Below are 23,819 nucleotides of genomic sequence, written 5' to 3'. Positions count from 1 at the left end.
CCCCACCACGAAAGGCATCCCATGAAGATCGACAAGGCCGAGGTCGTCGTCACCAGTCCCGACCGCAACTTCGTCACCCTCAAGCTCACGACCGACGACGGGCTGACCGGCCTCGGCGACGCGACCCTCAACGGCCGCGAGCTCGCCGTGGTCTCCTATCTCGCCGACCACGTCGTGCCGCTGCTCCTCGGTCGCGACGCCTCGCGCATCGAGGACACCTGGCAGTTCCTCTACCGGTCGTCCTACTGGCGCCGCGGGCCGGTCACGATGGCGGCGATCGCGGCGGTCGACACCGCCCTCTGGGACATCAAGGGCAAGGCCGCCGGCATGCCGCTCTACCAGCTGCTCGGAGGCGCGTCCCGTACCGGCCTGCTCGCCTACGGCCACGCGTCCGGGCGGACGGACGCGGAGCTGTTCGACAGCATCCGCGAGCACCAGGAGCAGGGGTACCGCGCGATCCGCGTGCAGACCGCGGTGCCGGGGCTGACCTCGATCTACGGCATCGCCTCCAACGCCGTCCTCGAGGGCAACGCCGGTGTGCGCTACGACCACGAACCGGCGCAGCGCGGCGGCCTGCCGACCGAGGAGGACTGGGACACCCGCGCCTACCTGCGCCACGTCCCCCGCGTCTTCGAGGCCGTCCGCAACGAGTTCGGGCCGGGGCTCCCCCTCCTCCACGACGGCCACCACCGGATGACACCGATCCAGGCCGCGGCCCTCGGCAAGTCCCTCGAGCCGTACGACCTCTTCTGGCTCGAGGACTGCACGCCCGCCGAGAACCAGGAGGCCCTCCGCCTCGTCCGGCAGCACACCACCACACCCCTGGCGATCGGCGAGGTCTTCAACACCGTCTGGGACTACCAGCTCCTGATCCGCGAGCAGCTGATCGACTACATCCGCAGCGCGGTCACGCACACCGGAGGCGTCTCCCACCTCCGGAGGATCCTCGACCACGCCGCGCAGTACCAGATCAAGTCCGGGATGCACGGACCCACCGACGTCTCCCCGGTGGGAATGGCGGCCGCGATGCACCTGGGCCTGGCGATCCACAACTTCGGGATCCAGGAGTACATGAAGCACGGCGAGCGGACCGACAGCGTCTTCCAGCAGTCGTTCACCTGGAGCGAGGGACGGCTGCACCCGGGCGACGCCCCCGGTCTGGGCGTGGAGCTCGACGTCGACGCCGCCGGGAAGTACCCCTACGTGCGCGCGTACCTGCCCTTCAACCGACTCGCCGACGGCACCGTCCACGACTGGTGACCTGCCCCCCTCCGCCGAGGCGATCCCGGACCGTCGCGGGAGCCACGACCAGCGGGCCCCCTCGACGGTCCGGGGTTCCCCCGCTGAGCAGAGGCCGGTCAGGGCACGAAGCGGTAGCCCATGCCCGCCTCGGTCAGCAGGTGGCGCGGATGCGCGGGGTCGGGCTCGAGCTTCTTGCGCAGCTGCGCGAGGTAGAGGCGCAGGTAGCCGGTGTCGGTGACGTGCGCGGGGCCCCAGATCTCGGCCAGCAGCGAGCGGCGGGTGACCAGCTTGCCCGCGTTGCGGATGAGGATCTCGAGCACCTGCCACTCGGTCGGGGTGAGCCGCACGGAGACGCCGTCCCGCGTCGCGCTCTTGGCCACCAGGTCCACGGTCACCTCGCCGATCACGACCAGCGGCTCGCCGTCGGCCGGCTGCACCCGCCGCGAGAGGGCCCGGATACGCGCGAGCACCTCGTCCATCGAGAACGGCTTGGTGACGTAGTCGTCCGCGCCGGCGTCGAGCGCGCCCACCTTGTCGGCCGCGCCCGTCCGTCCCGACACCACCAGGATCGGCGCGCTCGTCCAGCCGCGCAGTCCGTGGATGACCTCGACCCCGTCGAGCCGTGGCATGCCGAGGTCGATCATGTAGAGGTCCGGATGCTCGTCCACCGCGCGGTTGATCGCCTCGGTGCCGTCGCCGGCCGTCACCACGTCGTATCCGCGGGCGGTGAGCGTGATGCGCAGGGCGCGCAGGATCTGCGGGTCGTCGTCGGCGATCAGGATCTTCATGCGGCTCCTCCGGAGTCCTCGTGCGGAGCGGTGCCCGACCCGCCGTCGTGCGGGGCGGGAGGAGCGACGTGAGCCGCAGGAGCAGCGGCAGCAGTCTCCTTCGCCAGCGGCAGCGTCACCACCATCGTCAGTCCGCCCCCCGGAGTGTCCTCCGTCTCGAGCGTGCCGCCCATCCCCTCCGTGAACCCCTTCGAGAGCGCGAGGCCGAGGCCCAGGCCCGTGAGGTTGTCGTCGTCGCCGAGCCGCTGGAACGGCACGAAGATCTCGGCGCGCCGCTCCTCGGGCACCCCGGGGCCGTGGTCGACGATCCGCAGCTGCGCGCTCCCGCCGAAGGCGCTGGCGGCCACGCGCACCCGGGTGCCGGACGGCGCGTAGCGGACGGCGTTCGCGAGCAGGTTGACCACGACGCGCTGCAGCAGAACCGCGTCGGCGAGCAGCGCCGGGCCCTCCGGATCGAGGTCGAGGTCGACCTCGCCGGGACCGAGCCCGAGCTCGTCGAGCGCGGGGAGCACCACGTCGGCGGCGTCGAGCGGGGCGAGCGCCACGGCGAGCGCCCCCGCCTCCAGCCGCGTCACGTCGAGCAGGTCGGTGACCAGCGCGGCGAGCACGGTGAGGCTCTCGTCGGCGGTGGCGAGCAGCTCCTCCCGGTCGCGCTCGCTCCAGACCACCTCGGGCGAGCGCAGCCCGCTGACCGCCGCGGTGGCCGCGGCGAGGGGCCGGCGCAGGTCGTGGCTGACGGCCGAGAGCAGGGCGCTGCGCACCCGATCGGTCTCGGCCAGCGGAGCGAGGGAGCTGGCCGTCTCGCTGAGGGCCGCGTTCTCGAGCACCGAGTCCAGCTGGGCGGCGACGACCTGGAGCAGTCGCCGCTCGCTCCCCTCCAGCTCGCGGCCGTGCAGCTCGAGCACCGCGCCCTCGCCCACCGCGATGCGCGCGGGATCGCCCTCCGGCTGCGGCTCGCCGTCGGCCGCGACGAGCTCGCCGCCGCGCAGCAGCCGCACGCCGGTCAGCCCGAACGCCTCGCGCGAGCGCTCGAGGATCGCCTGCAGCGCCCCCTGCCCGCGGATCACGCCGCCCGCGATCGTCGCCAGCAGCTCCGACTCCGCCCCCGACCGCTTGGCGGCCCGCGCCCGCCGGGCCGCGCGGTCGACCACGGCGCTGACGAGCGCCGCATTCAGCACGTAGAGCACCAGCGCCAGCGCGTGCAGAGGCTCGTCGACGGTGATCGTGTAGAGCGGATCGACGAAGAAGAAGTCGAGGGTCAGCCCCGAGAGCACGGCCGCGAAGAGGGCCGGCCAGAGCCCGCCGACCAGCGCGACCACCACCACCAGCAGCTGGTACGAGAGCACGTCGCTCGTGATCGACTCGTCGCTGCGGAGGCTCGAGAGCAGCCAGGTCACCAGCGGGCCGCCCACGAGGGCGAGGGCCAGTCCCAGGAGGCGGCGCCGCAGCGTCAGGGCCCCGTCGAGCCTCGGCAGCACCGCGGTGCGCCCGGCGGCGGAGTGGCTGACGATGTGCACGTCGATGTTGCCGGACTCGCGGATCACCGTCGACGCGGTGCCGGGCGTCAGCGCCGAGGCGAGGCGGCTCCGCCTGCTCACGCCGATCACCAGCTGCGTCGCGTTGACCGAGCGGGCGAACTCGACCAGCGTGCGCGGCACGTCCTCGCCGACCACCTGGTGGTAGCTGCCGCCGAGCTTCTCGACCAGCACCCGCTGCGCCTCGAGCACGTGCGGGCGCGGGGTGCGGAGGCCGTCGGGGGTCACCACGTGCACGGCGAGCAGGTCGCCCCCGGAGGCGCGGGCCGCGATCCGCGCGCCGCGCCGCAGCAGGGTCTCCCCCTCCGGCCCGCCGGTGAGGGTCACGACCACGCGCTCGCGCGCCTCCCAGGTGCTGTCGATGCCGTGCTCGACGCGGTAGTCGCGCAGCGCGCTGTCGACCTCGTCGGCGAGCCAGAGCAGCGCGAGCTCGCGCAGGGCGGTCAGGTTGCCGAGCCGGAAGTAGTTGGACAGCGCCGCGTCGATGCGCTCGGGCGGGTAGACCCGGCCGTCGGCGAGGCGGTCGCGCAGCGCCTGGGGCGCCAGGTCGACGACCTCGATCTGATCGGCGGCGCGGAGGACCGCGTCCGGGATCGTCTCGCGCTGCGGCGCTCCGGTGATCGCGTGCACGACGTCGTTGAGCGACTCGATGTGCTGGATGTTCACGGTCGAGAAGACGGTGATGCCGGCGTCGAGGAGCGTCCGCACGTCCTCCCAGCGCTTCTCGTGCCGGGAGCCGGGGGCGTTGGTGTGCGCGAGCTCGTCGACCAGCGCGACGTCGGGCCGGCGGGCCAGCACCGCGTCGAGGTCCATCTCATCGAGCAGCACACCGCGGTGCTCGACGGCCCTCCTCGGCACGACCTCCAGCCCCTCGACCATCGCGGCGGTGGCGGAGCGGCCGTGCGTCTCGACCACGGCCACCACGATGTCGCGGCCCTCGGCGGCGAGCCGGCGGCCCTCCTCGAGCATCGTGTAGGTCTTGCCCACTCCGGGCGCGGCTCCGAGGAGCACGCGCAGGCGGCCCTTCGTCATGCTCCCGGCCTCCCCTCGTGCTCGCGGCTCCGGGGCGCCCCGGGCTCGCGGGACCGGCGTCGATCCGCTCGATCGGACGGTCGCGACGAGCCGATCGCGATTCTACGAGCCGGAGGCGCCACCGGAGCGGTCACAGCTGCGCGATAACGGCGTTGAGCTCGAGCACGTCCACCGTCGGCTCGCCGAGGTACCCGAGCTCGCGGCCGGCGGTATGCTCCTCGACCAGCGCGCGCACGGCGCTCACGTCGAGCCCGCGGGCGGCGGCGACGCGGGGCGCCTGCAGCTGCGCGTAGGCGGGGCTGATCGCGGGGTCGAGCCCCGAGGCGGAGGCGGTCAGCGCATCGGCCGGCACCGCGGCCGGGTCGACGCCCTCGAAGGCCGCGATCGCGGCCCGGCGCTCCTCGACGGACGCGACCAGGTCGGCGTTCTCGGGGCCGAGGTTGCTGCCGGTCGAGGCCGCGGCGTCGTAGCCCGCGGCGGAGGGACGCGACTGGAACCACTCCGGCAGGGGCGCTCCGTCGGCGTCCGTGAACGACTGGCCGATCAGCGACGAGCCGATCACCGCGCCGTCCTGGCGCAGCAGCGAGCCGTTCGCCTGGGCGGGCAGGGCGAGCTGCCCGATCCCGAGCACCGCGAGCGGGTACGCCGCTCCCAGCAGCACGGTGAGCACGATCATCGCGCGCAGCGCGACACCGTAGGGACGGAACATGGTCTCTTCTCTCTGTCTTCAGTGGTCGGGACGGGCGGGTCAGAAGCCGGGGATCGCGGCGACGATCAGGTCGACGAGCTTGATCCCGAGGAACGGAGCGATCACTCCGCCCAGCCCGTAGACCAGGAGGTTGCGGCTGAGGATGCGCGAGGCGGCGACCGGGCGGTACGCCACTCCGCGCAGCGCGAGCGGGATCAGCACGACGATCACCAGCGCGTTGAACACGATCGCCGAGAGGATCGCCGAGGCCGGCGAGTGCAGCTGCATCACGTTCAGCACCGCGAGCCCGGGGAAGACCCCCGCGAACATCGCCGGGATGATCGCGAAGTACTTCGCCACGTCGTTCGCGATCGAGAACGTGGTGAGCGCGCCGCGGGTGATCAGCAGCTGCTTGCCGATCCGCACGATGTCGATGAGCTTGGTGGGGTCGGAGTCGAGGTCGACCATGTTGCCCGCCTCCTTCGCCGCCGAGGTGCCGGTGTTCATCGCCACGCCCACGTCGGCCTGCGCGAGGGCCGGGGCGTCGTTGGTGCCGTCGCCGGTCATCGCGACCAGCGCGCCGCCCTCCTGCTCGCGCCGGATCAGGGCGAGCTTGTCCTCGGGGGTCGCCTCGGCGAGGTAGTCGTCGACTCCCGCCTCCGCCGCGATCGCCTTCGCGGTCAGCGGGTTGTCACCCGTGATCATCACGGTGCGGATGCCCATCGCGCGCAGCTCCGAGAAGCGCTCGGCGAGCCCGTCCTTCACCACGTCCTTCAGGTGCACGACGCCGAGCAGGCGGGCGCCGTGGGCGTCCTTCACCGCGACGACCAGGGGCGTGCCGCCGCTCTCCGAGACACCGTCGACGAGCACCGTGAGGCGCGCCGCGACCGCGGACGGCAGCGGCCCCTCCTCCTCCACCCAGGCGCGCACGGCCGAGCCGGCGCCCTTGCGGATGGAGGAGCCGTCGGGGAGGTCGAGCCCGCTCATCCGGGTCTGCGCGGTGAACGGCACCACGGCGGCCTGAGCGGGCTCGACGGCGGGGCGGCCCGAGTCGCCCGCGAGGTCGACGATCGACTTCCCCTCGGGCGTCGGGTCGCTGAGCGAGGAGGAGGCGGCCGCGTCGACGAGGGCGGCCTGCGCCACTCCGTCGAGGGGGAGGAACGCCACAGCGCGGCGGTTGCCGTAGGTGATGGTCCCCGTCTTGTCGAGCAGGAGCGTCGTGACGTCGCCCGCCGCCTCCACCGCCCGGCCGGACATCGCGAGCACGTTGCGCTGCACGAGCCGGTCCATGCCGGCGATGCCGATGGCCGAGAGGAGGGCGCCGATGGTGGTCGGGATGAGGCAGACGAGCAGGGCGACCAGCACCGGGACGCTCACGGAGGCTCCCGCGAACGAGGCGATCGGGTTCAGGGTCAGCACGACCACGACGAACACGATCGAGAGGCTCGCCAGGAGGATGTCGAGCGCGATCTCGTTCGGCGTCTTCTGCCGCGACGCGCCCTCGACCAGGCCGATCATCCGGTCGACGAAGGTCTCGCCCGGCCGCGAGGTGATGCGCACCACGATCCGGTCCGAGAGCACTCGCGTGCCGCCCGTCACCGCGCTGCGGTCGCCCCCGCTCTCGCGGACGACCGGCGCCGACTCGCCCGTGATCGCCGACTCGTCGATGGAGGCGATGCCCCAGACGATGTCGCCGTCGCCGGGGACGAGGTCGCCCGCCTCCGCCACGACCACGTCGCCCAGCTGCAGCTCGGCCGAGGAGACCTCGACCAGGCGGGCCGATAGGGCGGAGGGGTCCGCGGGGTCGTAGTCCGTCACGCGCCGGGCCGGAGTGCTGGTGCGGGTGGCGCGCAGGCTCTCGGCCTGCGCCTTGCCGCGGCCCTCGGCCACCGACTCCGCGAGGTTCGCGAACACCACGGTGAGCCAGAGCCAGATCGCGATGCCGGCCGTGAAGGTGCCGGGCACCGTCGATCCGCCCGACTCCTCCGGCCCGCCGAGGAACGGCTCGGCGATCGCCAGCACCGTGGTCAGCGCGGCGCCGACCTCGACGATGAACATCACGGGGTTGCGCCACATCAGGCGCGGATCGAGCTTGCGCAGCGCTCCGGGGAGGGCGGAGGCGAGCTGGCGCGGCCCGAGGGCGGCGCGGGTGGGGCGCGCGGGTTCCGCGGGGGCCTCGGTGAGTGCAGTGGTCATCGGAGTCGCAGTCCTTCCGCCAGGGGGCCCAGCGCGAGTACGGGGAAGTAGGTGAGCGCGGTCACGACGACCGTGACGCCCACGAGGAGGCCGACGAACTGCGGCCGGTGGGTGGGCAGCGTGCCGGCGCTGGAGGGCACCGGCGACTGCGCCGCGAGCGAGCCGGCCAGGGCGAGCACCAGCAGGATCGGGAGGAAGCGGCCGAGGAGCATCGCGACGCCGAGCGCCGTGTTGAGCCAGGGCGTGTTCGCCGTCAGCCCCGCGAACGCCGAGCCGTTGTTGTTGGACGCGGAGGTGAAGGCGTAGAGCACCTCCGAGAGCCCGTGCAGCCCGCGGTTCAGGATCGACGTGCTCTCCACGTCCTCCCGTACCGCCGGGATCGCGAAGCTCAGGGCCGTGCCGGCCAGCACGAGCGTCGGCGTCACGAGGATGTAGAGGCTCGCGAGCTTGATCTCGCGCGGGCCGAGCTTCTTTCCCAGGTACTCGGGCGTCCGGCCGACCAGCAGCCCGCCGACGAACACGGCCAGCACCGCGAGCACGAGCATCCCGTAGAGGCCCGAGCCGGCGCCGCCGGGGGCGACCTCGCCGAGCATCATGTTGAGCATCGGCAGCATGCCGCCGAGCGCGGTGAAGGAGTCGTGCATCGCGTTGACGGCGCCGGTCGAGGTGAGCGTCGAGGCGGTCGCGTAGAGGGCGGAACCGGCGATGCCGAAGCGCGTCTCCTTGCCCTCCATCGCGGCTCCGGCGGCCTGCGCCGCGGATCCGCCGCCCGCCGCCTCCAGCGCGGTGAGGGCCGCGAGCGACACGACGAAGATCGTCGCCATCGCCGCGAGGATCGCGCGGCCCTGCCGCACGTCGCCGACCATCCGGCCGAAGGTGCGCGGCAGCGAGAACGGGATCGCGAGGATCAGCACGATCTGCAGCAGCGACACCCACGCCGAGGGGTTCTCGAACGGGTGCGCGGAGTTGGCGTTGAAGTAGCCGCCGCCATTGGTGCCGAGCAGCTTGATCGCCTCCTGCGAGGCCACCGCGCCGCCCGGGATGCTCTGCTCGCCGCCGGTGAGCGTGGTCACCGTCAGCGGGCCGTTCAGGTTCTGGATCACGCCGCCCGCGATCATCACGACCGCCGCCACCACCGCGAGGGGCAGCAGGAGGCGCAGCGTGCCGCGCACGAGGTCGACCCAGAAGTTGCCGAGCGTTCCGGAGGAGCGGCGCGCGAATCCGCGGATCAGCGCCACCGCCACGGCCAGGCCCACGGCCGCCGAGACGAAGTTCTGCACGGCGAGGCCGCCGAGCTGCACCGCGAAGCCGAGGGTCGCCTCCGGGGAGTAGGACTGCCAGTTGGTGTTGGTGACGAACGAGACGGCGGTGTTGAACGCCAGCCCCTCCGGCACCGCGGGCAGGCCGAGGGAGCCGGGCAGGACCGCCTGGAGGCGCTGCATCCCGTAGAGCAGGAGCACGCCGACGAGAGAGAAGGCCAGCACGGCCCGGAGGTAGGCGCGCCAGCTCTGCTCGCCCGCGGAGTCGACGCCGATGAGGCGGTAGACGCCGCGCTCGAGGGCGAGGTCGCGCGTCGAGGTGTAGACGCGGAACATGTGGTCGCCGAGGGGGCGGTGGAGGAGGGCGACGGCCAGGCCGACGGTCGCGACCTGGAGGACGGCGAGGAGCGGATCCATCAGAAGCGCTCCGGTCGGATCAGGGCCGCGACGAGGTAGACGACGGCGGCGAGCGCCAGCACGGCCGCGAGGGCGTCGAAGACGATCACCGGCCCGCCTCCTTCTCGCGGGTCCCGCGGGTCGCCGAGGGGGGCGGTCCGCCCAGCCGCTCGACCCCCTTCGCGGCGAGAGCGATGAGCGAGAAGAGGGCGAGCACGCCGAGGAGGTAGGCGAGGTCGAGCACGGAGGACTCCATCCGGGGAGCGGACGACGCCCGGGACCGGACGCCTGCCGGGAAGCGGCACAGGAAGCGATGCAACACCTCGCGGGGGCCCGTCGGAGCGGTCCTCACGGTTCCCCTACGGCCCGGCCCGGAGTCCTCGCGTTTCCCTCACGCGGACGGCGGCGGGCGCCCGGCGGAGGGGCGCGAGCCGGGCGGGAGCCGAGCGGTGAGAGCGTTCTCTCCCAGCAACGACGGGGGTCGACGTCCCGAAGATCACATTTCGGCATCGCCTGGACAAATTCGCCGCCCGCGCTTTACTCCCCCCGATCGAAAGAATATGTTCTCTCCGTGGACAAAGCCCCTCGGGGCTCTCCCGCCCTCCCGGGCGACGACACGACGACGTGCGCCACACGTGCACGCCTCTTGTCGTCCTCTCCCTCGGACACTGCTTTCAGAGAGGAATGCACTCCATGAAGTTCTCCCGCGGCATCACCACGCTGGCCGCCGCCGGCATCATCTCCCTCGGCCTCGCGGCCTGTTCCGCGAGCCCCGCCAACTCCGGAGGCGCCGCTGCCGGCGCCGGCGCGGAAGGCGACTGCACCGTCGGCATCTCGATGCCCACGCGCAGCCTCGAGCGCTGGATCAACGACGGCGAAGGCCTCCAGTCGCAGCTCGAGGGCGACGGCTGCACCGTCGACCTCCAGTACGCGGACAACAAGACCGATCAGCAGATCTCGCAGATCCAGAACCAGATCGCCGGCGGCTCCAAGATCCTGGTCATCGCCGCGATCGACGGCGAGGCCCTCGCGCCCGTCCTCGCCGAGGCGAAGAAGCAGAACGCCACCGTCATCGCCTACGACCGTCTCATCAACGGCACCGCGGACGTCGACTACTACGCGACCTTCGACAACTACAAGGTCGGCCAGCTCCAGGGCCAGTACATCGAGTCGACCCTCGACCTGAAGAACGCCGCGGGTCCCTTCACCCTCGAGCCCTTCGCCGGCAGCCCCGACGACAACAACGCGAAGTTCTTCTTCTCCGGCGCGTGGGACGTCCTGCAGCCCTACATCGAGAGCGGCAAGCTCACCGTCCCCTCGGGCAAGTCGCCCGCGTCGGACGACGACTGGGCCTCGATCGGCATCCAGGGCTGGGCCTCCGACAAGGCGCAGTCCGAGATGGACAACCGCCTCTCGTCCTTCTACACCGGCGGCCAGAAGGTCGACGTCGTGCTCTCCCCCAACGACAGCCTGGCCATCGGCATCGAGGCCTCGCTGAAGTCGGCCGGCTACACCCCCGGCGCCGACTACCCGGTCATCACCGGCCAGGACGCCGACAAGGCCAACGTCAAGGCGATCCTCGCCGACGAGCAGTCCATGACGGTCTGGAAGGACACCCGCACCCTCGGCGACCGCGTCTTCCAGATGGTGCAGTCGATCGTCGCGGGCGAGGAGCCCGAGGTCAACGACACCGAGACCTACGACAACGGCGAGAAGGTCGTCCCGTCCTACCTGCTGGAGCCGCAGGTCGTCACGAAGGACGACGTGCAGTCGGTCCTCGTCGACTCCGGCTTCCTCAAGGCCGGCGACGTCGGACTCTGATCCGTCGGGCGGGGGCGGGGAGGAGCGATCCTCCCCGCCCCCGCCTCCCCGTCCGCACACCACTCCCCCCCCCAACGAAGTGAGGCCCTGTTGGCCAGTCCCATCCTCATCATGCGCGACATCGTCAAGGAGTTCGGCGGCGGCGTCCGCGCCCTCGACGGCGTCTCGCTCTCGGTCCAGCCCGGCGAGGTCCACGCCATCTGCGGCGAGAACGGCGCCGGCAAGTCGACCCTGATGAAAGTCCTCTCCGGCGTGTACCCGTACGGCAGCTTCGAGGGCACCATCGAGTTCGAGGGCGAGGAGGCGCAGTACCGGGCGATCAACGACAGCGAGGCCGACGGCATCGTGATCATCCACCAGGAGCTCGCCCTCAGCCCCTACCTCTCCATCGCCGAGAACATCTTCCTCGGCAACGAGAAGTCGACCCGCGGCGTCATCAACTGGAACGCGACCAACGCGGAGGCGGCCAAGCTGCTCGCCCGCGTCGGCCTCGCCGAGAGCCCCGCGACCAAGATCCTCGAGCTGGGCGTCGGCAAGCAGCAGCTCGTCGAGATCGCCAAGGCCCTCGCCAAGGAGGTGAAGCTCCTCATCCTCGACGAGCCCACCGCCGCCCTCAACGACGAGGACAGCGACCACCTGCTCGGCCTGATCGACCAGCTCCGCAAGCAGGGCATCACCTGCATCATCATCAGCCACAAGCTGAAGGAGATCCGCGCCATCGCGGACACCGTCACGATCATCCGCGACGGTCGCACCATCGAGAGCTTCCCGATGGCCGGCGAGGAGGCGTCCGAGAGCCGGATCATCCGCGCGATGGTCGGCCGCGACCTCAACAGCATGTTCCCGCCGCGCGACCCGCAGATCGGCGAGGAGAAGCTGCGCGTCGAGAACTGGACGGTCCACCACCCCGTCGACATCAATCGCGTGGTCGTCGACGACGCCTCCTTCACCGTCCGCGCCGGCGAGATCGTCGGCTTCGCGGGCCTGATGGGCGCCGGACGCACCGAGCTCGCGATGAGCATCTTCGGGAGGAGCTACGGCACCGGCATCTCCGGCCGCGTCTACAAGGACGGCAAGGAGATCCAGACCCGCACCGTCGACGAGGCGATCCGCAACGGCCTCGCCTACGCGACCGAGGACCGCAAGCGCTACGGGCTCAACCTCATCGGCGACATCACCGTCAACGTCTCGGCCGCCGCGCTCTCGCGCCTGGCCCGGCTCGGCGTGATCGACAAGCACCGCGAGTACAAGGTCGCCGACTCGTACCGATCGAAGATGAACATCAAGGCGCCGACCGTCTCGGCCGTCACGGGGAAGCTCTCCGGCGGCAACCAGCAGAAGGTCGTCCTCTCGAAGTGGATCTTCTCCGGTCCCGACGTGCTGATCCTCGACGAGCCCACCCGCGGCATCGACGTGGGAGCCAAGTACGAGATCTACGGGATCATCAACGAACTCGCGGCCCAGGGCAAGGCGGTCGTCGTCATCTCGTCCGAGCTGCCCGAGCTGATCGGCCTCGCCGACCGCATCTACACCATCTCCGAGGGACGGATCACGGGCGAGATCGATCGCGCCGATGCCACCCAGGAGCACCTCATGCACTACATGACCGCCGGAAAGGAACAGGCCCGATGAGCGCCACGACCACCACAGCGCCGGCGGACACGCCCGCCAACACGCCCTCCACCCCGCCCAAGCGCTCGCGCCGGCTGAACATCAACCTCCGGCAGTACGGCATCCTCGCCGCGCTGGCCATCATCATCCTGCTCTTCCAGGTGCTGACCGGCGGGCGCCTGCTCCTGCCCGGCAACGTCAACAACCTGATCCAGCAGAACGCCTATGTGCTGATCCTCGCGATCGGCATGGTGATGGTCATCATCGCCGGCCACATCGACCTCTCGGTCGGCTCGGTCGTGGCGATGGTCGGCGCCATCTCGGCGATCGCGATGAACAACTGGGGCCTGCCCTGGTGGGCGGCCGTCGTCGTCGCCCTCGTCACCGGCGCCGCCGTCGGAGCATGGCAGGGCTTCTGGGTCGCCTTCGTCGGCATACCGGCATTCATCGTGACCCTCGCTGGCATGCTGATCTTCCGCGGCTTCACCCTCGTCCTCCTCACCGGCGGAACGATCAACGGCCTCCCCACCGAGTTCACCGCGATCGGCGCCGGCTGGCTGCCGGGCGTCCTCGGCGGCATCGCCGGCCGCGACGCGCTCACCCTGGTCCTCGGCCTGATCGTCTGCGTCGTCCTCGTGGCCCAGCAGCTCCGCAGCCGCGCGACCCTCCGCCGTCTCGAGCTGCCCCGCGAGCCCATCGGCTCGCTGGTCGCGAAGTCGGCCATCGCCGTCATCGCGATCATGGCCCTCTCCTGGCTGCTCGCCGGCTACAGCGGAACCCCGATCATCCTGATCGTGCTCGCCGTGCTGATCCTCGCCTACAGCTTCGTGCTCGGCCGGACGGTCTTCGGCCGCCACATCTACGCGATGGGCGGCAACCTGTTCGCCGCGATGATGTCCGGCGTCAAGACGAAGTGGGTCAACTTCTTCATCTTCGTCAACATGGGCGCACTGGCCGGAGTCGCGGGCATCGTCAGCACCGCCCGCGCCGGCGGTGCGGTCGCCTCGGCCGGACAGAACTACGAGCTGGACGCGATCGCCGCGGTCTTCATCGGCGGCGCCGCCGTCCAGGGAGGCGTGGGCACCGTCGTCGGAGCCGTCATCGGCGGACTCGTGATGGGCGTGCTCAACATGGGCCTCTCCATCCTCTCGGTCGACGCGGCCTGGCAGATGGCGATCAAGGGCTTCGTGCTCCTGCTCGCGGTGGCGTTCGACATCTTCAACAAGCGCCGCGCCGGCGGCCGCTAGGCGAACGCCGGGCGCCGCCCAGCGGCGCTCCTCGTCCTTCTCTTCTACAATTCTCGGGCGCGGCTTCTCCTCGGGGGAGCCGCGCCCGAGTGCATCCGAGACCCGTCGGGGTCCAGCGACAGGCAGGCGATCATGGCAGGAGCAGTCGGAGCCTCCAGCAACGCGCTGCTGCGCCGCACGAACCTCGCGAGCCTCGCGACCCTGGTGCACCGCTCCGGTCCCACCAGCCGCGCCGAGCTCGGCCGCCTCACCGGGCTCAACCGCTCCGCCGTCGCGAACCTCGTCGGCGAGCTGAGCGAGCTCGGCTGGGTCGCGGAGGAGACCACCGCGCCCGACGGCCGCATCGGCCGCCCCAGCGCCACCGTCGTCCCCGGCGACCGGTTCGCGGCCGTGGGCGTCCACCTCGACACCGATGCGATCATCGTCGGCCTGGTCGGGCTGCACGGCGAGCTGCTGCGCCGCGTCCGCTTCGACACCCCCAAGCCCGCGAGCCCGGCCACGGTGGTCCGCGTCGTCACCGGCATCGTCGAGGGCTTCCGCTCCGAGCGGGAGTCGCTGCGCACGCTGGTCGGCGCGGGCGTCGCCGTCCCCGGCCTCGTCCAGGCCGACTCCGGCTTCGTCCACCGCGCCCCGCACCTGGGCTGGCGCGACGTCGACCTCGCCACCCAGCTCAGCCGCGCCCTCGACCTCCCGGTCGCCGTCGGCAACGACGCGACCCTCGGCGCCATCGGCGAGTCCCTCTTCGGAGCCGCGCACGGCGTGGCCGACGTGGTCTACGTCACCGGCGGCGCGGGCGGCATCGGCGGAGGAGTCATCATCGGCGGCGTCCCGCTCCAGGGCTCCTCGGGGTTCGCGGCCGAGCTGGGCCACACCCTCGTCGCCACGAACGGCCGCCTCTGCGGCTGCGGCCGGCGCGGCTGCCTGGAGGCCGAGGTCCGGATGCGCTCCCTCCTCGACGTCCTCGGCGCCCGCGTCCTCGACCAGGACGAGCTCGACATCGCCCTGGGCACCTCCCGCGACCCCGCCGTCCTGGGCGAGGTCGCCCGCCAGGTCGACCTGCTCTCGGAGGGCCTGTCCACCTACATCAACCTCTTCAACCCCACCGCGGTCGTGCTCGGCGGCTTCCTCGGCTCGCTGCTCACCGTCGACCGCGAGCGCCTCGCCGCCCGCGTCTCGGCCCGCGCCCTGAGCGACCTCGCGCGCGGCGTGCGGATCGAGCGCGCGGCCCTGCGCTCGAGGCTGGAACTCGTCGGCGCCGCGGAGCTACCCTGGCGGCGGGCGCTGGCGGATCCTGCCGCCGTCACCGGGGGCGCGCAGCCGCCGGGTGGGAGCAGCAGCCGCGAGGACGCCCTGGGCGCCCGCGCCTGACCCCGGCACTCGAGTGCCGGCACCGCGTCGAGGAGGACGAGCATGGCCGACTGGAACGACACCATCATCGAGGAGTTCCGCGCGAACGGCGGGACCGTGACCACGGGCGGCTTCGGGAGGAGCCTCGTGCTGGTGCACCACCGCGGCGCCCGCTCCGGTCAGGAGCGCGTGACTCCGCTGATGGCGCTGCACCCCTCCGACGACGTCTGGCTGCTCGCCGCGTCCGCCGCCGGTGCGCCGAAGCACCCCGCCTGGTTCCACAACATGATCGCCCACCCGGACCTGGCGATCGAGACCCCCGACGACGGCACCGTCGACGTCCGGGCCCGCGTCCTCGCCAGGGAGGAGCGCGACGCCGGCTGGGCACGCTTCACCACCGCCTCCGCCGGCTTCCTCGACTACGAGAAGCGCACCACCCGCACCATCCCCGTCGTGGAGCTCACCCGCCGCTGACCGCGGCTCGTCAGCGCAGCGGCACGGGCACCGTGTCCGGCGTGCTCCAGCGCAGCGCGATCCGCTCGCGGAAGCCGCCGCTGCGCAGCTCCGCCTCGAGCGCGTCGATCACCACGGGGAGCAGCGCGCGCCGCTCGATCAGCAGCTCGAGCACGAGCCGGTCGCCGGAGGTCAGCAGCACCGGGCCCGATCCGGGCAGCACCGCGATCCACTGGCGCTCCCCCACCTGCACGCTCCGGTGCCGGCGGAGGCGTCGGAGCAGCTCGGGCAGCGCCCGCGGATCGAGGGCGGACACGTCGGCACGGAGGGCGATCACTCCGCGAGCGTGCCCGCGCCGGACGACCTCCCGCCGACCTCCCGGTGAACACCGCGCCTCCGCGGGACGCCGTCCGCGAGAACGACACGACAGGAGCCCGCCCCGCGGCGCACCGCACACGGGAACGGGAGAAGCCCCCGACCGGACATCCGATCGGGGGCTTCTCCTCTGGTTCTCTCGAACCCGGTTCTCTCGAACTCCGGTTCTCGTGAACTCTGGTGCGCGAGGGGGGAGTTGAACCCCCACGCCCTTTCGGGCACACGGACCTGAACCGTGCGCGTCTGCCTATTCCGCCACTCGCGCTCACCAGCGGCACCGAAGCGCCGACGAGAAATCGTAGCATCCCCCGGCCCCCGAGCCGAACCGGCGCTCACCGTCCCGGGCCGCCGCTCCCCCGGGAGCCGCCGCCGAGCCGCCCCGGTGAGAGCGCGCACACGGCACTCCTGCCGCGAAACCACTGCGGAGGATCGCGCATCCAGACCATCCCAGTAACATGCCCGTAGCCGTGCGCGGCGCAGACCAAGAAGAGGAAGCGGCGACGGGCGCGCAGACATCTCGATCCGTGCGCGACCGCCGAGAAGGCGAAGAACCGGAAGATCGGAAGACTGTGGGCATACTGGACAACTTCGAGAAGGGACTCGAGCGCGTCGTCAACGGCGCGTTCGCGCGGACCTTCAAGTCGGGTCTGCAGCCGGTCGAGCTCGCCTCCGCCCTCCGCCGGGAGCTCGACACCTCCGCCGCCGTGGTCAGCCGAGACCGCATCCTCGTCCCCAACAGCCTGGTCCTGCGGATGTCCGCGACCGACCTCGACCGGATGCAGCGCCTCGGCGCCACGCTGATCGACGAGCTCACCACGGTCGCCACCGAGCACGCCACCAAGCAGGGCTTCCGCTTCCCCGGCCCGATCGACATCTCCCTCGCCGTCGATCCGGCGCTCAGCGACGGCATGGTCGAGGTCGACTCCCGCAGCGTGAAGGGCACCGTCGCCTACACGCCCGTCCTCGACATCGACGGCCGGCGCCACCCGATCACGAAGGCGCGCACCGTCATCGGCCGCGGCAGCGACGCCGACATCACCGTCGACGACTCGGGCACCTCCCGCAAGCACGTCGAGATCCTCTGGGACGGCTCCCGTGCCCAGGTGCACGACCTCGGGTCCACGAACGGCTCCAAGCTCGACGGCCGGCCCGTCACGCAGGCGCCCCTGGCCCCCGAGCAGACCATCACGATCGGGCGCACCTCGATCGTCTACCGCGTCGTGCAGGGCTCCGCGCCCGCACGCACCGACCGTCCGTCGTCCGGCAGGGCAGCCGGACGCGGCTCCGAGGGATTCTGGGACGACCGGCTATGAGCGAGCTCACTCTCTTCCTGCTGCGCATCGCGTTCCTCGCGCTGCTGTGGTTCTTCGTGTTCGGCATCGTCTACGCGCTGCGCTCCGACCTGTTCGGGCAGCGCGTGCGCAAGCTGCCGCCCGGCGCGCAGGCCGCGTCCCCCGAGGCCCCGTTCGTGACGGCGGCCCAGCCCGTGGTCGCCGCGGCCGCCCCGGCTCCCGCGCCCGCGCAGCCCGCCTCCCCGTCGGCCCCCTCGGCCCGGAGGAGCCGCGAGGCCGCCGCCGAGCGCGCCGAGCAGGGAGGCGCCGCCACGGTCCACACGGCGCAGCGCCTCGTGATCACCTCGGGCCCCAAGCGGGGCACCGAGCTCGAGCTGACCGGCGACCCGCTGACGATCGGCCGCTCCGCGGAGTCGACGCTGGTCATCCGCGACGACTACACCTCGACCCACCACGCGCGCCTTCTCCTCTGGAACGACGAGTGGATGATCCAGGACCTCGACTCCACCAACGGCACCTTCCTCGACGGCCGCCGCGTCGGCGCGCCCACCAAGGTGCCGCTGGACACGCCCGTGAAGGTCGGCACCACCACCTTCGAACTGCGGCGGTCGTAGCGCGTGGCCCCCACTCCGGAGAGCGGCTCCGGCCACGGCGCGGTGCGCGAGAGCGCCGCCGTCTCGCACGTCGGCAGGATCCGCTCCAACAACCAGGACTCCGGCTACGCGGGCCGGCAGCTCTTCGTCGTCGCCGACGGCATGGGCGGTCACGCGGGCGGCGACGTCGCCTCCTCCATCGCGATCAAGCGCATCGCGGAGGCGGACCGCGTCTACGCCTCCACCTACGAGGCCGAGGACGAGCTCAAGCGCACCCTGCTGGCGGCCAACACCCTGCTGGCCGACGCCGTGGTCGACCACCCCGAGCTCACCGGCATGGGCACCACCGTCAGCGCGATCGCCCGCGTCGGCGAGTCGGTGGCGATCGCGCACATCGGCGACTCCCGCATCTACGTCCTCCGCGACGGCCGGCTCGAGCAGGTCACGACGGACCACACCTTCGTGCAGCGCCTCGTGGACTCCGGCCGCATCACGGAGGAGGAGGCGATGACGCATCCGCGCCGCTCCGTCCTGATGCGGGTCCTCGGCGACGTGCACACCAACCCCGAGATCGACACGCTCACGCTCGAGACCGAGCCGCACGACCGCTGGCTGATCTGCTCCGACGGCCTCTCCGGCGTCGTCCCGCACGACGAGATCCTCAAGGAGCTCAGCCGCGACGAGACCGCCCAGCAGGTGGCCGACCGCCTGATCCGCGACAGCCTCTCGCACGGCGCCCCGGACAACGTCACCGTCGTCGTCCTCGACATCCCCGGCGCGGGCGACACCGCGCGCATCCTCGCCCCCGTGGAGGAGCCGGTGGTCGTCGGATCGGCCGCCGCGCCCACGCCCTTCAGCACCGACGACTCGCAGAACCGCGTCCGGATCCCCGGCCTCCGCCTGCACACCCGCGCTCCTGCCGCGCAGGGCCCCACCCACTTCGAGCCCGCGTCCGAGGACTACCTCGACGAGCTGATCGAGGAGGATCGCCGCCGGCACCTGCGCCGCCGCATCACCTGGCTCGTCGGCCTGTCCCTCGTGCTCATCATCGGATTCCTCGGGATCCTCTTCGCCTACGACTGGACGCAGTCGCGCTTCTACGTCGGCACCGACGGGGACACCGTGATCATCTACCAGGGCATCCAGCAGTCGGTCGGCCCGCTCTCGCTCTCGGAGGTGAAGGAGGACACGGGCATCCCGCTCGACTCCCTCCGCGCCTACGACGTCGAGCAGCTGGAGCAGACGATCAGCGCCGACTCCTACGCCGGCGCGGTCGACATCGTCGAGCGCCTCACGGACGCGAACGGAGCACCATGACGGACGCCGCCACGGCCACCGCCCGCCCCGCCCCCGAGCGGCAGGGCTTCTTCCGCCAGAAGCTGCGCAATCTCGAGCTCCTGCTCCTGATCGGCGCATGCCTCATCGACGCCGGCGCGATCGTGCTCGTGCAGCTCGGCGCCCTCGGCTCGATCGACACCACGCTGGTCTCGCTGGGCGCCGGCCTCTCGGCGCTCGTGCTCGCCGTGCACGTCGTGCTGCGCTTCGCGGCCCCGGCGGCCGACCCCTTCCTCCTCCCGATCGCCACCGTGCTGAACGGCCTGGGCGTCGCCGAGATCTACCGGATCGACATCGCCGACGGCGCGACCGGCTGGGAGTCGGTGGCGGTGCGGCAGATCTTCTGGAGCGCCCTGGCCGTCGTTGCGGCGATCGTGGTGCTGCTGGTCATCCGCAACCACCGCGTGCTGTTCCGCTACACCTACGTCGCCGGGTTCGCGGCGATCGTGCTGCTCCTGCTGCCGCTCCTGCCCTTCATCGGCCGCGAGGTCAGCGGCGCGCGTGTGTGGATCGGGATCGGCGACGTGGCGAGCTTCCAGCCCGGCGAGATCGCCAAGATCGCCCTCGCGGTCTTCTTCGCCGGCTACCTCGTGCGCAACCGCGACTCCCTCTCGATGGTGGGCCGCACCGTCCTCGGGATGCGCTTCCCGCGCCTGCGCGACCTCGGCCCGATCCTGGTGGTCTGGGCGGTCACGATGGGCGTCATCGTCTTCCAGCGCGACCTGGGGACGGCGCTGCTCTACTTCGGCCTGTTCCTGGTCATGCTCTACGTCGCGACCGGCCGCACCAGCTGGGTCCTCATCGGCGTCGGCCTGTTCCTCGGCGGCGCGCTGCTGGCGAGCCAGACGCTCGACTACGTGGGCAACCGCTTCGCCAACTGGCTCGAGCCCTTCAGCGCCGAGCGCTACGGGGCGGATCCGGGCGGCAGCTACCAGCTCGTGCAGGGCCTCTTCGGCCTCGCGCACGGCGGGCTGCTCGGCACGGGCCTCGGCCAGGGGATGCCGGATCTCACGCCGGTCCCGCAGTCCGACTACATCATCGCCAGCCTCGGCGAGGAGCTGGGCCTCGCCGGGCTCTTCGCGATCTTCGGCCTCTACCTCCTGCTGGTCTCGCGCGGGTTCCGCATCGGCTTCGCCGGGCAGGACGACTTCGGGCGCCTCCTGGGAGTCGGCCTCTCGTTCGTGATCGCCCTGCAGTGCTTCATCGTCATCGGAGGCGTCACCCGCGTCATCCCGCTGACCGGCCTGACCACGCCGTTCCTCGCCGCCGGCGGCTCCTCCCTCGTGGCGAACTGGATGATCGTGGCGGTGCTGCTGCGCCTGTCCGACACAGTCCGCAGTCAGCCTCGTCTGGTGGTGTGATCCGTCGATGAACCGAGAACTCAAACGGGTGAGCCTCGTCGTGCTGACGATGTTCGTGGCCCTCTTCCTCTCCACCACCACCATCCAGGTGATCCAGGCCGACTCCCTCGACGAGGACGGCCGCAACACGCGGACCCTCTACGAGAGCTTCTCGACCGAGCGCGGTGCGATCCTCGCCGGCGGTCAGCCGATCGCCTCCTCGACGCCGTCGGACGACCTCTACAAGTTCCAGCGGCAGTACGCGAACGGCCCGCTCTACTCCGCCGTGACCGGCTACTTCACCCTGAACCAGGGCACCACCGGCATCGAGCGCACGCTCAACGACTACCTCTCGGGCACCTCGAACTCGCAGTTCTTCGACGAGATCAACAACCTCGTCACGGGCCAGGACCCGAAGGGCGCGTCGGTCGAGCTCTCGATCGACCCGGTCGCCCAGCAGGCCGCCTTCGACGCGCTCGGCGACTACACGGGGGCCGTCGTCGTGACCGAGCCGGCCACCGGCCGCATCCTCGCGATGGTCTCGAAGCCCACCTTCGACCCCACCGCGCTGGCCTCCCACGACACCGACGACGTCCTCGCCGCCTACCGGGCGCTGAACGACGACTCCTCCGAGCCCCTCGTGAACCGCGCCATCGGCGGCTCGCTCAACCCGCCCGGCTCCGTCTTCAAGCTCGTCGTGGCCTCGGCCGCCCTCGAGTCCGGCCGCTTCACCGCCGACTCGAGCTTCCCCAACGTCGAGTCGTACACGCTGCCCGGCTCCTCGTCGCAGGTGATCAACTCCGGAGGCGGTCTCTGCGGCTCCGGAGAGACGGTCACGCTGGCCACCGCCGTCTCGCTCTCCTGCAACGTCCCGATGGCCGAGATGGGCGTGCAGCTGGGAGCGGACGCGATCCGCTCGCAGGCCGAGAAGTTCGGCTTCGACACCGAGCTCGAGATCCCGATGTCGGTCGAGGCGAGCATCTACCCGACGAAGACGGACGACGCCCAGACGGCCCTCACCGCCTTCGGGCAGTGGGAGGTGCGCGCGACGCCGCTGCAGATCGCCATGGTCTCCGCGGCGATCGCGAACGGCGGCGAGGTGATGCAGCCGAACCTGGTCGACTCGATCCGCTCGCAGGACCTCAGCGTGCTGCAGCAGTTCCAGGAAAAGTCGCTCGGCCGGGCGGTGAGCACGCAGACCGCGGACGCCGTCGAGGCGATGATGGTCGCCAGCGTCCAGGGCGGCGCGGCGACGAATGCAACAATAGGGGGCGTCACTGTGGCCGGTAAGACCGGTACCGCCGAGAACGGCGGGGACGACCCGTACACCCTCTGGTTCACCGGCTTCGCGCCTGCGGACGACCCGCAGTACGCCATCACCGTGCTCGTGGAGAACGGTGGAGGGCTCGGCCAGACCGGGTACGGCAACCTGATCGCCGCACCCATCGGACAACAGGTACTAGAGGCGGTGCTGAACAAATGAGACCCACGACAGGCCTCACCTTCGGAGGACGCTACGAGCTGCAGTCCCGGATCGCCATCGGCGGCATGGGAGAGGTGTGGCAGGCGACCGATCTGGTCATCGGCCGCACCATCGCGATCAAGATCCTGAAGGACGAGTACCTCGGCGACCCCGGCTTCCTCGAGCGCTTCCGCGCCGAGGCCCGCCACGCGGCGCTGGTCAACCACGAGGGCATCGCCAACGTCTACGACTACGGCGAGGAGGACGGCTCGGCCTACCTGGTCATGGAGCTCGTCCCCGGCGAGGCGCTCTCGACCGTCCTCGAGCGCGAGCGCGTCCTCTCGACCGACAAGGTCCTCGACATCGTCGCGCAGACCGCGCTCGCCCTGCACGCCGCGCACGCCGCGGGCCTCGTGCACCGCGATGTGAAGCCGGGCAACCTGCTCATCACGCCGGACGGCCGCGTCAAGATCACCGACTTCGGCATCGCGCGCATCGCCGACCAGGTCCCGCTGACGGCGACCGGGCAGGTCATGGGCACGGTCCAGTACCTGTCCCCGGAGCAGGCGAGCGGCCAGCCCGCCTCCCCCGCCACCGACATCTACTCGCTGGGCATCGTCGCGTACGAGTGCCTGGCCGGGCGCCGCCCCTTCACGGGCGAGTCGCAGGTCGCCATCGCGATGGCGCAGATCAACGACACCCCGCCGGAGCTGCCGGTCACGGTCGCGGAGCCGGTGCGCAATCTCGTCTACTCCTGCATCGCCAAGAAGCCGGCCGACCGCCCCGCCACCGCCGCGCACCTCGCGCGGGCGGCCCAGGCGCTGCGCTCGGGCGACGTGCGCGGAGCGGCGCTGGCCGTCCCCGCGGTCCTCAGCGACCTTCCCGCGACGCAGGCGACCACGGTCCTCCCCTCCAACCAGGGCGCGACGCAGGCGACCACGGTGCTGCCCTCCGGCGCGCCCGCGGCCGAGGCCACCGCTCCGTTCGTGCCGATCGAGGAGCCGCTCGAGCCGGCCGAGGAGCCGCGTCGCCGCAGCCCCTGGACCTGGCCGCTGATCGCCCTCATCGTGATCCTCGCCGTCGTCATCGCGGGCACGATCTTCGCCCTGACGACCGGCGGGAGCAGCGACCCGGCCGCCTCCCCCACCGCGACGACCAGCACTGCCCCGTCGCCGACGCCGTCCGAGACTCCGAGCCCCACGCCGACGCCGACCTCGAACACGGTCGTCATCGACAAGGCCGACTACGTCGGGCGTTCCTTCGACGACGTCGAGACCGAGCTCGAGGCCCTGGGCATGGGCGTACGCCGCGCGGACGGCCCGAGCGCCCCCACCGCCGAGCAGGTCGGACTCGTCGAGGACGTGAACCCCACCGCGAACGTGGTGAAGGGCACGACCATCGAGGTCTCCGTCTTCACCGAGGTCGCGACCCCGGACGCACCGACCGCCGTGCCGACCGTCACCCCCGCCGCCTCCAGCGTCGAGGCGGGCGCGACGTTCAACGTCACCTGGAGCAACTACAACCAGTGCCCGAGCGGAACCTCCGTGAGCGGTTACCGGGTGACCGCGACCGGTGAGGGCGCGAGCGTGACGAGCACCAACCCGTCGAACTCGACGACCGCGACGATCCAGGCCGGCACCACGGCGGGCACGATCGACGTCACGTACACCGTGCTCTGCGGCGAGTCGGAGTCGGCGGCCTCGCCCACCCTCTCCGTCACCGTCGAGGAGCCGGCTCCGACCCCGGCGCCGACCCCCACCTCGAAGGCCACCTCGACGCCCACCCCCTCCGAGTAGCGGCGGCGCGC

At 71.7% G+C, this 23,819-nt stretch carries 20 protein-coding genes and 1 tRNA gene; 12 read left to right on the top strand and 9 right to left on the bottom strand.

Annotated features, from left to right (window positions below):
• The first annotated feature begins 21 nt into the window (after positions 1-21).
• The gene (gene manD, locus C5C44_RS04825) at positions 22-1,260 is read left to right on the top strand and encodes a D-mannonate dehydratase ManD (protein ID WP_104222646.1); all 1,239 of its coding nucleotides are present in this window, start codon (positions 22-24) and stop codon (positions 1,258-1,260) included.
• Between the two features lie 98 nt (positions 1,261-1,358).
• Here manD and C5C44_RS04820 read toward each other — a convergent pair whose 3' ends face one another.
• The 7 genes from C5C44_RS04820 to C5C44_RS16950 all read right to left on the bottom strand — a co-directional run bounded on the left by C5C44_RS04820 (position 1,359) and on the right by C5C44_RS16950 (position 9,392).
• A complete protein-coding gene (locus C5C44_RS04820) occupies positions 1,359-2,030 on the bottom strand; it encodes a response regulator (RefSeq protein ID WP_104222647.1) in 672 nt (223 codons plus the stop codon).
• Positions 2,027-4,597 carry an ATP-binding protein gene (locus tag C5C44_RS04815; RefSeq protein WP_104335417.1) on the bottom strand — a complete coding sequence of 857 codons (2,571 nt, stop codon included), beginning with the start codon at positions 4,595-4,597 and terminating at the stop codon, positions 2,027-2,029. The genes C5C44_RS04820 and C5C44_RS04815 overlap by 4 nt, the downstream gene beginning before the upstream one ends.
• A 130-nt stretch (positions 4,598-4,727) precedes the next feature.
• Positions 4,728-5,306: a K(+)-transporting ATPase subunit C gene (gene kdpC, locus C5C44_RS04810; protein WP_104335416.1), complete on the bottom strand. Its 579-nt coding sequence runs from the start codon at positions 5,304-5,306 to the stop codon at positions 4,728-4,730.
• A 39-nt stretch (positions 5,307-5,345) separates the two neighbouring features.
• Positions 5,346-7,481 (bottom strand): potassium-transporting ATPase subunit KdpB, encoded by a 2,136-nt coding sequence (kdpB, locus tag C5C44_RS04805; RefSeq protein WP_104225771.1) that lies wholly within the window; start codon positions 7,479-7,481, stop codon positions 5,346-5,348.
• Positions 7,478-9,157 carry a potassium-transporting ATPase subunit KdpA gene (gene kdpA / locus C5C44_RS04800; RefSeq protein ID WP_104335415.1) on the bottom strand — a complete coding sequence of 560 codons (1,680 nt, stop codon included), beginning with the start codon at positions 9,155-9,157 and terminating at the stop codon, positions 7,478-7,480. The genes kdpB and kdpA overlap by 4 nt, the downstream gene beginning before the upstream one ends.
• Entirely contained in the window at positions 9,157-9,246 is a 90-nt protein-coding gene (gene kdpF, locus C5C44_RS04795; RefSeq protein WP_068209492.1) for a K(+)-transporting ATPase subunit F, read from the bottom strand. Before kdpF ends, kdpA begins: the two co-directional genes overlap by 1 nt.
• Complete coding sequence (locus C5C44_RS16950) at positions 9,243-9,392, bottom strand: hypothetical protein (protein ID WP_167299012.1); 150 nt, start codon at positions 9,390-9,392, stop codon at positions 9,243-9,245. Before C5C44_RS16950 ends, kdpF begins: the two co-directional genes overlap by 4 nt.
• 437 nt (positions 9,393-9,829) lie before the next feature.
• On the opposite strand from C5C44_RS16950, the gene chvE reads away from it, so the two are divergent.
• From chvE to C5C44_RS04770, 5 genes are all read left to right on the top strand, one after another.
• Positions 9,830-10,957 carry a multiple monosaccharide ABC transporter substrate-binding protein gene (chvE, locus tag C5C44_RS04790; protein ID WP_374952918.1) on the top strand — a complete coding sequence of 376 codons (1,128 nt, stop codon included), beginning with the start codon at positions 9,830-9,832 and terminating at the stop codon, positions 10,955-10,957.
• Positions 10,958-11,068: 111 nt separating this feature from the next.
• Positions 11,069-12,589, top strand: coding sequence for a multiple monosaccharide ABC transporter ATP-binding protein (gene mmsA / locus C5C44_RS04785; protein ID WP_104335414.1), 1,521 nt, complete (start codon positions 11,069-11,071; stop codon positions 12,587-12,589).
• The gene (gene mmsB / locus C5C44_RS04780; protein ID WP_104222654.1) at positions 12,586-13,815 is read left to right on the top strand and encodes a multiple monosaccharide ABC transporter permease; all 1,230 of its coding nucleotides are present in this window, start codon (positions 12,586-12,588) and stop codon (positions 13,813-13,815) included. The genes mmsA and mmsB overlap by 4 nt, the downstream gene beginning before the upstream one ends.
• 132 nt (positions 13,816-13,947) lie before the next feature.
• On the top strand, positions 13,948-15,183 hold the full coding sequence (locus C5C44_RS04775; protein ID WP_104222655.1) for an ROK family transcriptional regulator: 1,236 nt from the start codon (positions 13,948-13,950) through the stop codon (positions 15,181-15,183).
• A gap of 42 nt (positions 15,184-15,225) precedes the next feature.
• On the top strand, positions 15,226-15,636 hold the full coding sequence (locus C5C44_RS04770; RefSeq protein ID WP_104225773.1) for a nitroreductase/quinone reductase family protein: 411 nt from the start codon (positions 15,226-15,228) through the stop codon (positions 15,634-15,636).
• A 10-nt stretch (positions 15,637-15,646) separates the two neighbouring features.
• Here the strand turns inward: C5C44_RS04770 and C5C44_RS04765 are convergent, their stop codons facing one another.
• Both C5C44_RS04765 and C5C44_RS04760 read right to left on the bottom strand, forming a co-directional pair.
• A complete protein-coding gene (locus C5C44_RS04765) occupies positions 15,647-15,952 on the bottom strand; it encodes a hypothetical protein (RefSeq protein WP_104222657.1) in 306 nt (101 codons plus the stop codon).
• A gap of 216 nt (positions 15,953-16,168) precedes the next feature.
• A tRNA-Leu gene (locus C5C44_RS04760) sits at positions 16,169-16,255 on the bottom strand.
• Between the two features lie 304 nt (positions 16,256-16,559).
• Here C5C44_RS04760 and C5C44_RS04755 point away from each other — a divergent pair.
• Genes C5C44_RS04755 through C5C44_RS04730 form a run of 6 tightly spaced genes read left to right on the top strand, consistent with a single transcriptional unit; the run spans position 16,560 to position 23,808 of the window.
• The gene (locus C5C44_RS04755) at positions 16,560-17,303 is read left to right on the top strand and encodes a DUF3662 and FHA domain-containing protein (protein WP_104225775.1); all 744 of its coding nucleotides are present in this window, start codon (positions 16,560-16,562) and stop codon (positions 17,301-17,303) included.
• Positions 17,300-17,896 (top strand): FHA domain-containing protein, encoded by a 597-nt coding sequence (locus tag C5C44_RS04750; RefSeq protein WP_104225776.1) that lies wholly within the window; start codon positions 17,300-17,302, stop codon positions 17,894-17,896. Before C5C44_RS04755 ends, C5C44_RS04750 begins: the two co-directional genes overlap by 4 nt.
• A 3-nt stretch (positions 17,897-17,899) precedes the next feature.
• Positions 17,900-19,192 (top strand): Stp1/IreP family PP2C-type Ser/Thr phosphatase, encoded by a 1,293-nt coding sequence (locus C5C44_RS04745; RefSeq protein ID WP_244229533.1) that lies wholly within the window; start codon positions 17,900-17,902, stop codon positions 19,190-19,192.
• A complete protein-coding gene (locus C5C44_RS04740) occupies positions 19,189-20,571 on the top strand; it encodes an FtsW/RodA/SpoVE family cell cycle protein (protein ID WP_104225777.1) in 1,383 nt (460 codons plus the stop codon). Before C5C44_RS04745 ends, C5C44_RS04740 begins: the two co-directional genes overlap by 4 nt.
• A gap of 7 nt (positions 20,572-20,578) precedes the next feature.
• Positions 20,579-22,033, top strand: coding sequence for a penicillin-binding protein 2 (locus tag C5C44_RS04735; RefSeq protein ID WP_104222661.1), 1,455 nt, complete (start codon positions 20,579-20,581; stop codon positions 22,031-22,033).
• The gene (locus tag C5C44_RS04730) at positions 22,030-23,808 is read left to right on the top strand and encodes a protein kinase (RefSeq protein WP_104335413.1); all 1,779 of its coding nucleotides are present in this window, start codon (positions 22,030-22,032) and stop codon (positions 23,806-23,808) included. The genes C5C44_RS04735 and C5C44_RS04730 overlap by 4 nt, the downstream gene beginning before the upstream one ends.
• Positions 23,809-23,819: the final 11 nt, after the last annotated feature.

Origin of the sequence: Rathayibacter sp. AY1F6, from assembly GCF_002932035.1 — a bacterium.
GTDB lineage: Bacteria > Actinomycetota > Actinomycetes > Actinomycetales > Microbacteriaceae > Rathayibacter.
This window is presented reverse-complemented; position numbering and strand designations above follow the sequence as displayed.

Coding starts and splice junctions, on each gene's coding strand:
- C5C44_RS04740 (WP_104225777.1), top strand. CDS start 19,189: ATGACGGACGCCGCCACGGCCACCGCCCGCCCCGCCCCCGAGCGGCAG.
- C5C44_RS16950 (WP_167299012.1), bottom strand. CDS start 9,392: ATGGAGTCCTCCGTGCTCGACCTCGCCTACCTCCTCGGCGTGCTCGCC.
- mmsB (WP_104222654.1), top strand. CDS start 12,586: ATGAGCGCCACGACCACCACAGCGCCGGCGGACACGCCCGCCAACACG.
- C5C44_RS04735 (WP_104222661.1), top strand. CDS start 20,579: ATGAACCGAGAACTCAAACGGGTGAGCCTCGTCGTGCTGACGATGTTC.
- C5C44_RS04750 (WP_104225776.1), top strand. CDS start 17,300: ATGAGCGAGCTCACTCTCTTCCTGCTGCGCATCGCGTTCCTCGCGCTG.
- C5C44_RS04815 (WP_104335417.1), bottom strand. CDS start 4,597: ATGACGAAGGGCCGCCTGCGCGTGCTCCTCGGAGCCGCGCCCGGAGTG.
- C5C44_RS04775 (WP_104222655.1), top strand. CDS start 13,948: ATGGCAGGAGCAGTCGGAGCCTCCAGCAACGCGCTGCTGCGCCGCACG.
- C5C44_RS04820 (WP_104222647.1), bottom strand. CDS start 2,030: ATGAAGATCCTGATCGCCGACGACGACCCGCAGATCCTGCGCGCCCTG.
- kdpC (WP_104335416.1), bottom strand. CDS start 5,306: ATGTTCCGTCCCTACGGTGTCGCGCTGCGCGCGATGATCGTGCTCACC.
- manD (WP_104222646.1), top strand. CDS start 22: ATGAAGATCGACAAGGCCGAGGTCGTCGTCACCAGTCCCGACCGCAAC.
- C5C44_RS04770 (WP_104225773.1), top strand. CDS start 15,226: ATGGCCGACTGGAACGACACCATCATCGAGGAGTTCCGCGCGAACGGC.
- kdpA (WP_104335415.1), bottom strand. CDS start 9,157: ATGGATCCGCTCCTCGCCGTCCTCCAGGTCGCGACCGTCGGCCTGGCC.
- mmsA (WP_104335414.1), top strand. CDS start 11,069: ATGCGCGACATCGTCAAGGAGTTCGGCGGCGGCGTCCGCGCCCTCGAC.
- C5C44_RS04730 (WP_104335413.1), top strand. CDS start 22,030: ATGAGACCCACGACAGGCCTCACCTTCGGAGGACGCTACGAGCTGCAG.
- kdpB (WP_104225771.1), bottom strand. CDS start 7,481: ATGACCACTGCACTCACCGAGGCCCCCGCGGAACCCGCGCGCCCCACC.
- chvE (WP_374952918.1), top strand. CDS start 9,830: ATGAAGTTCTCCCGCGGCATCACCACGCTGGCCGCCGCCGGCATCATC.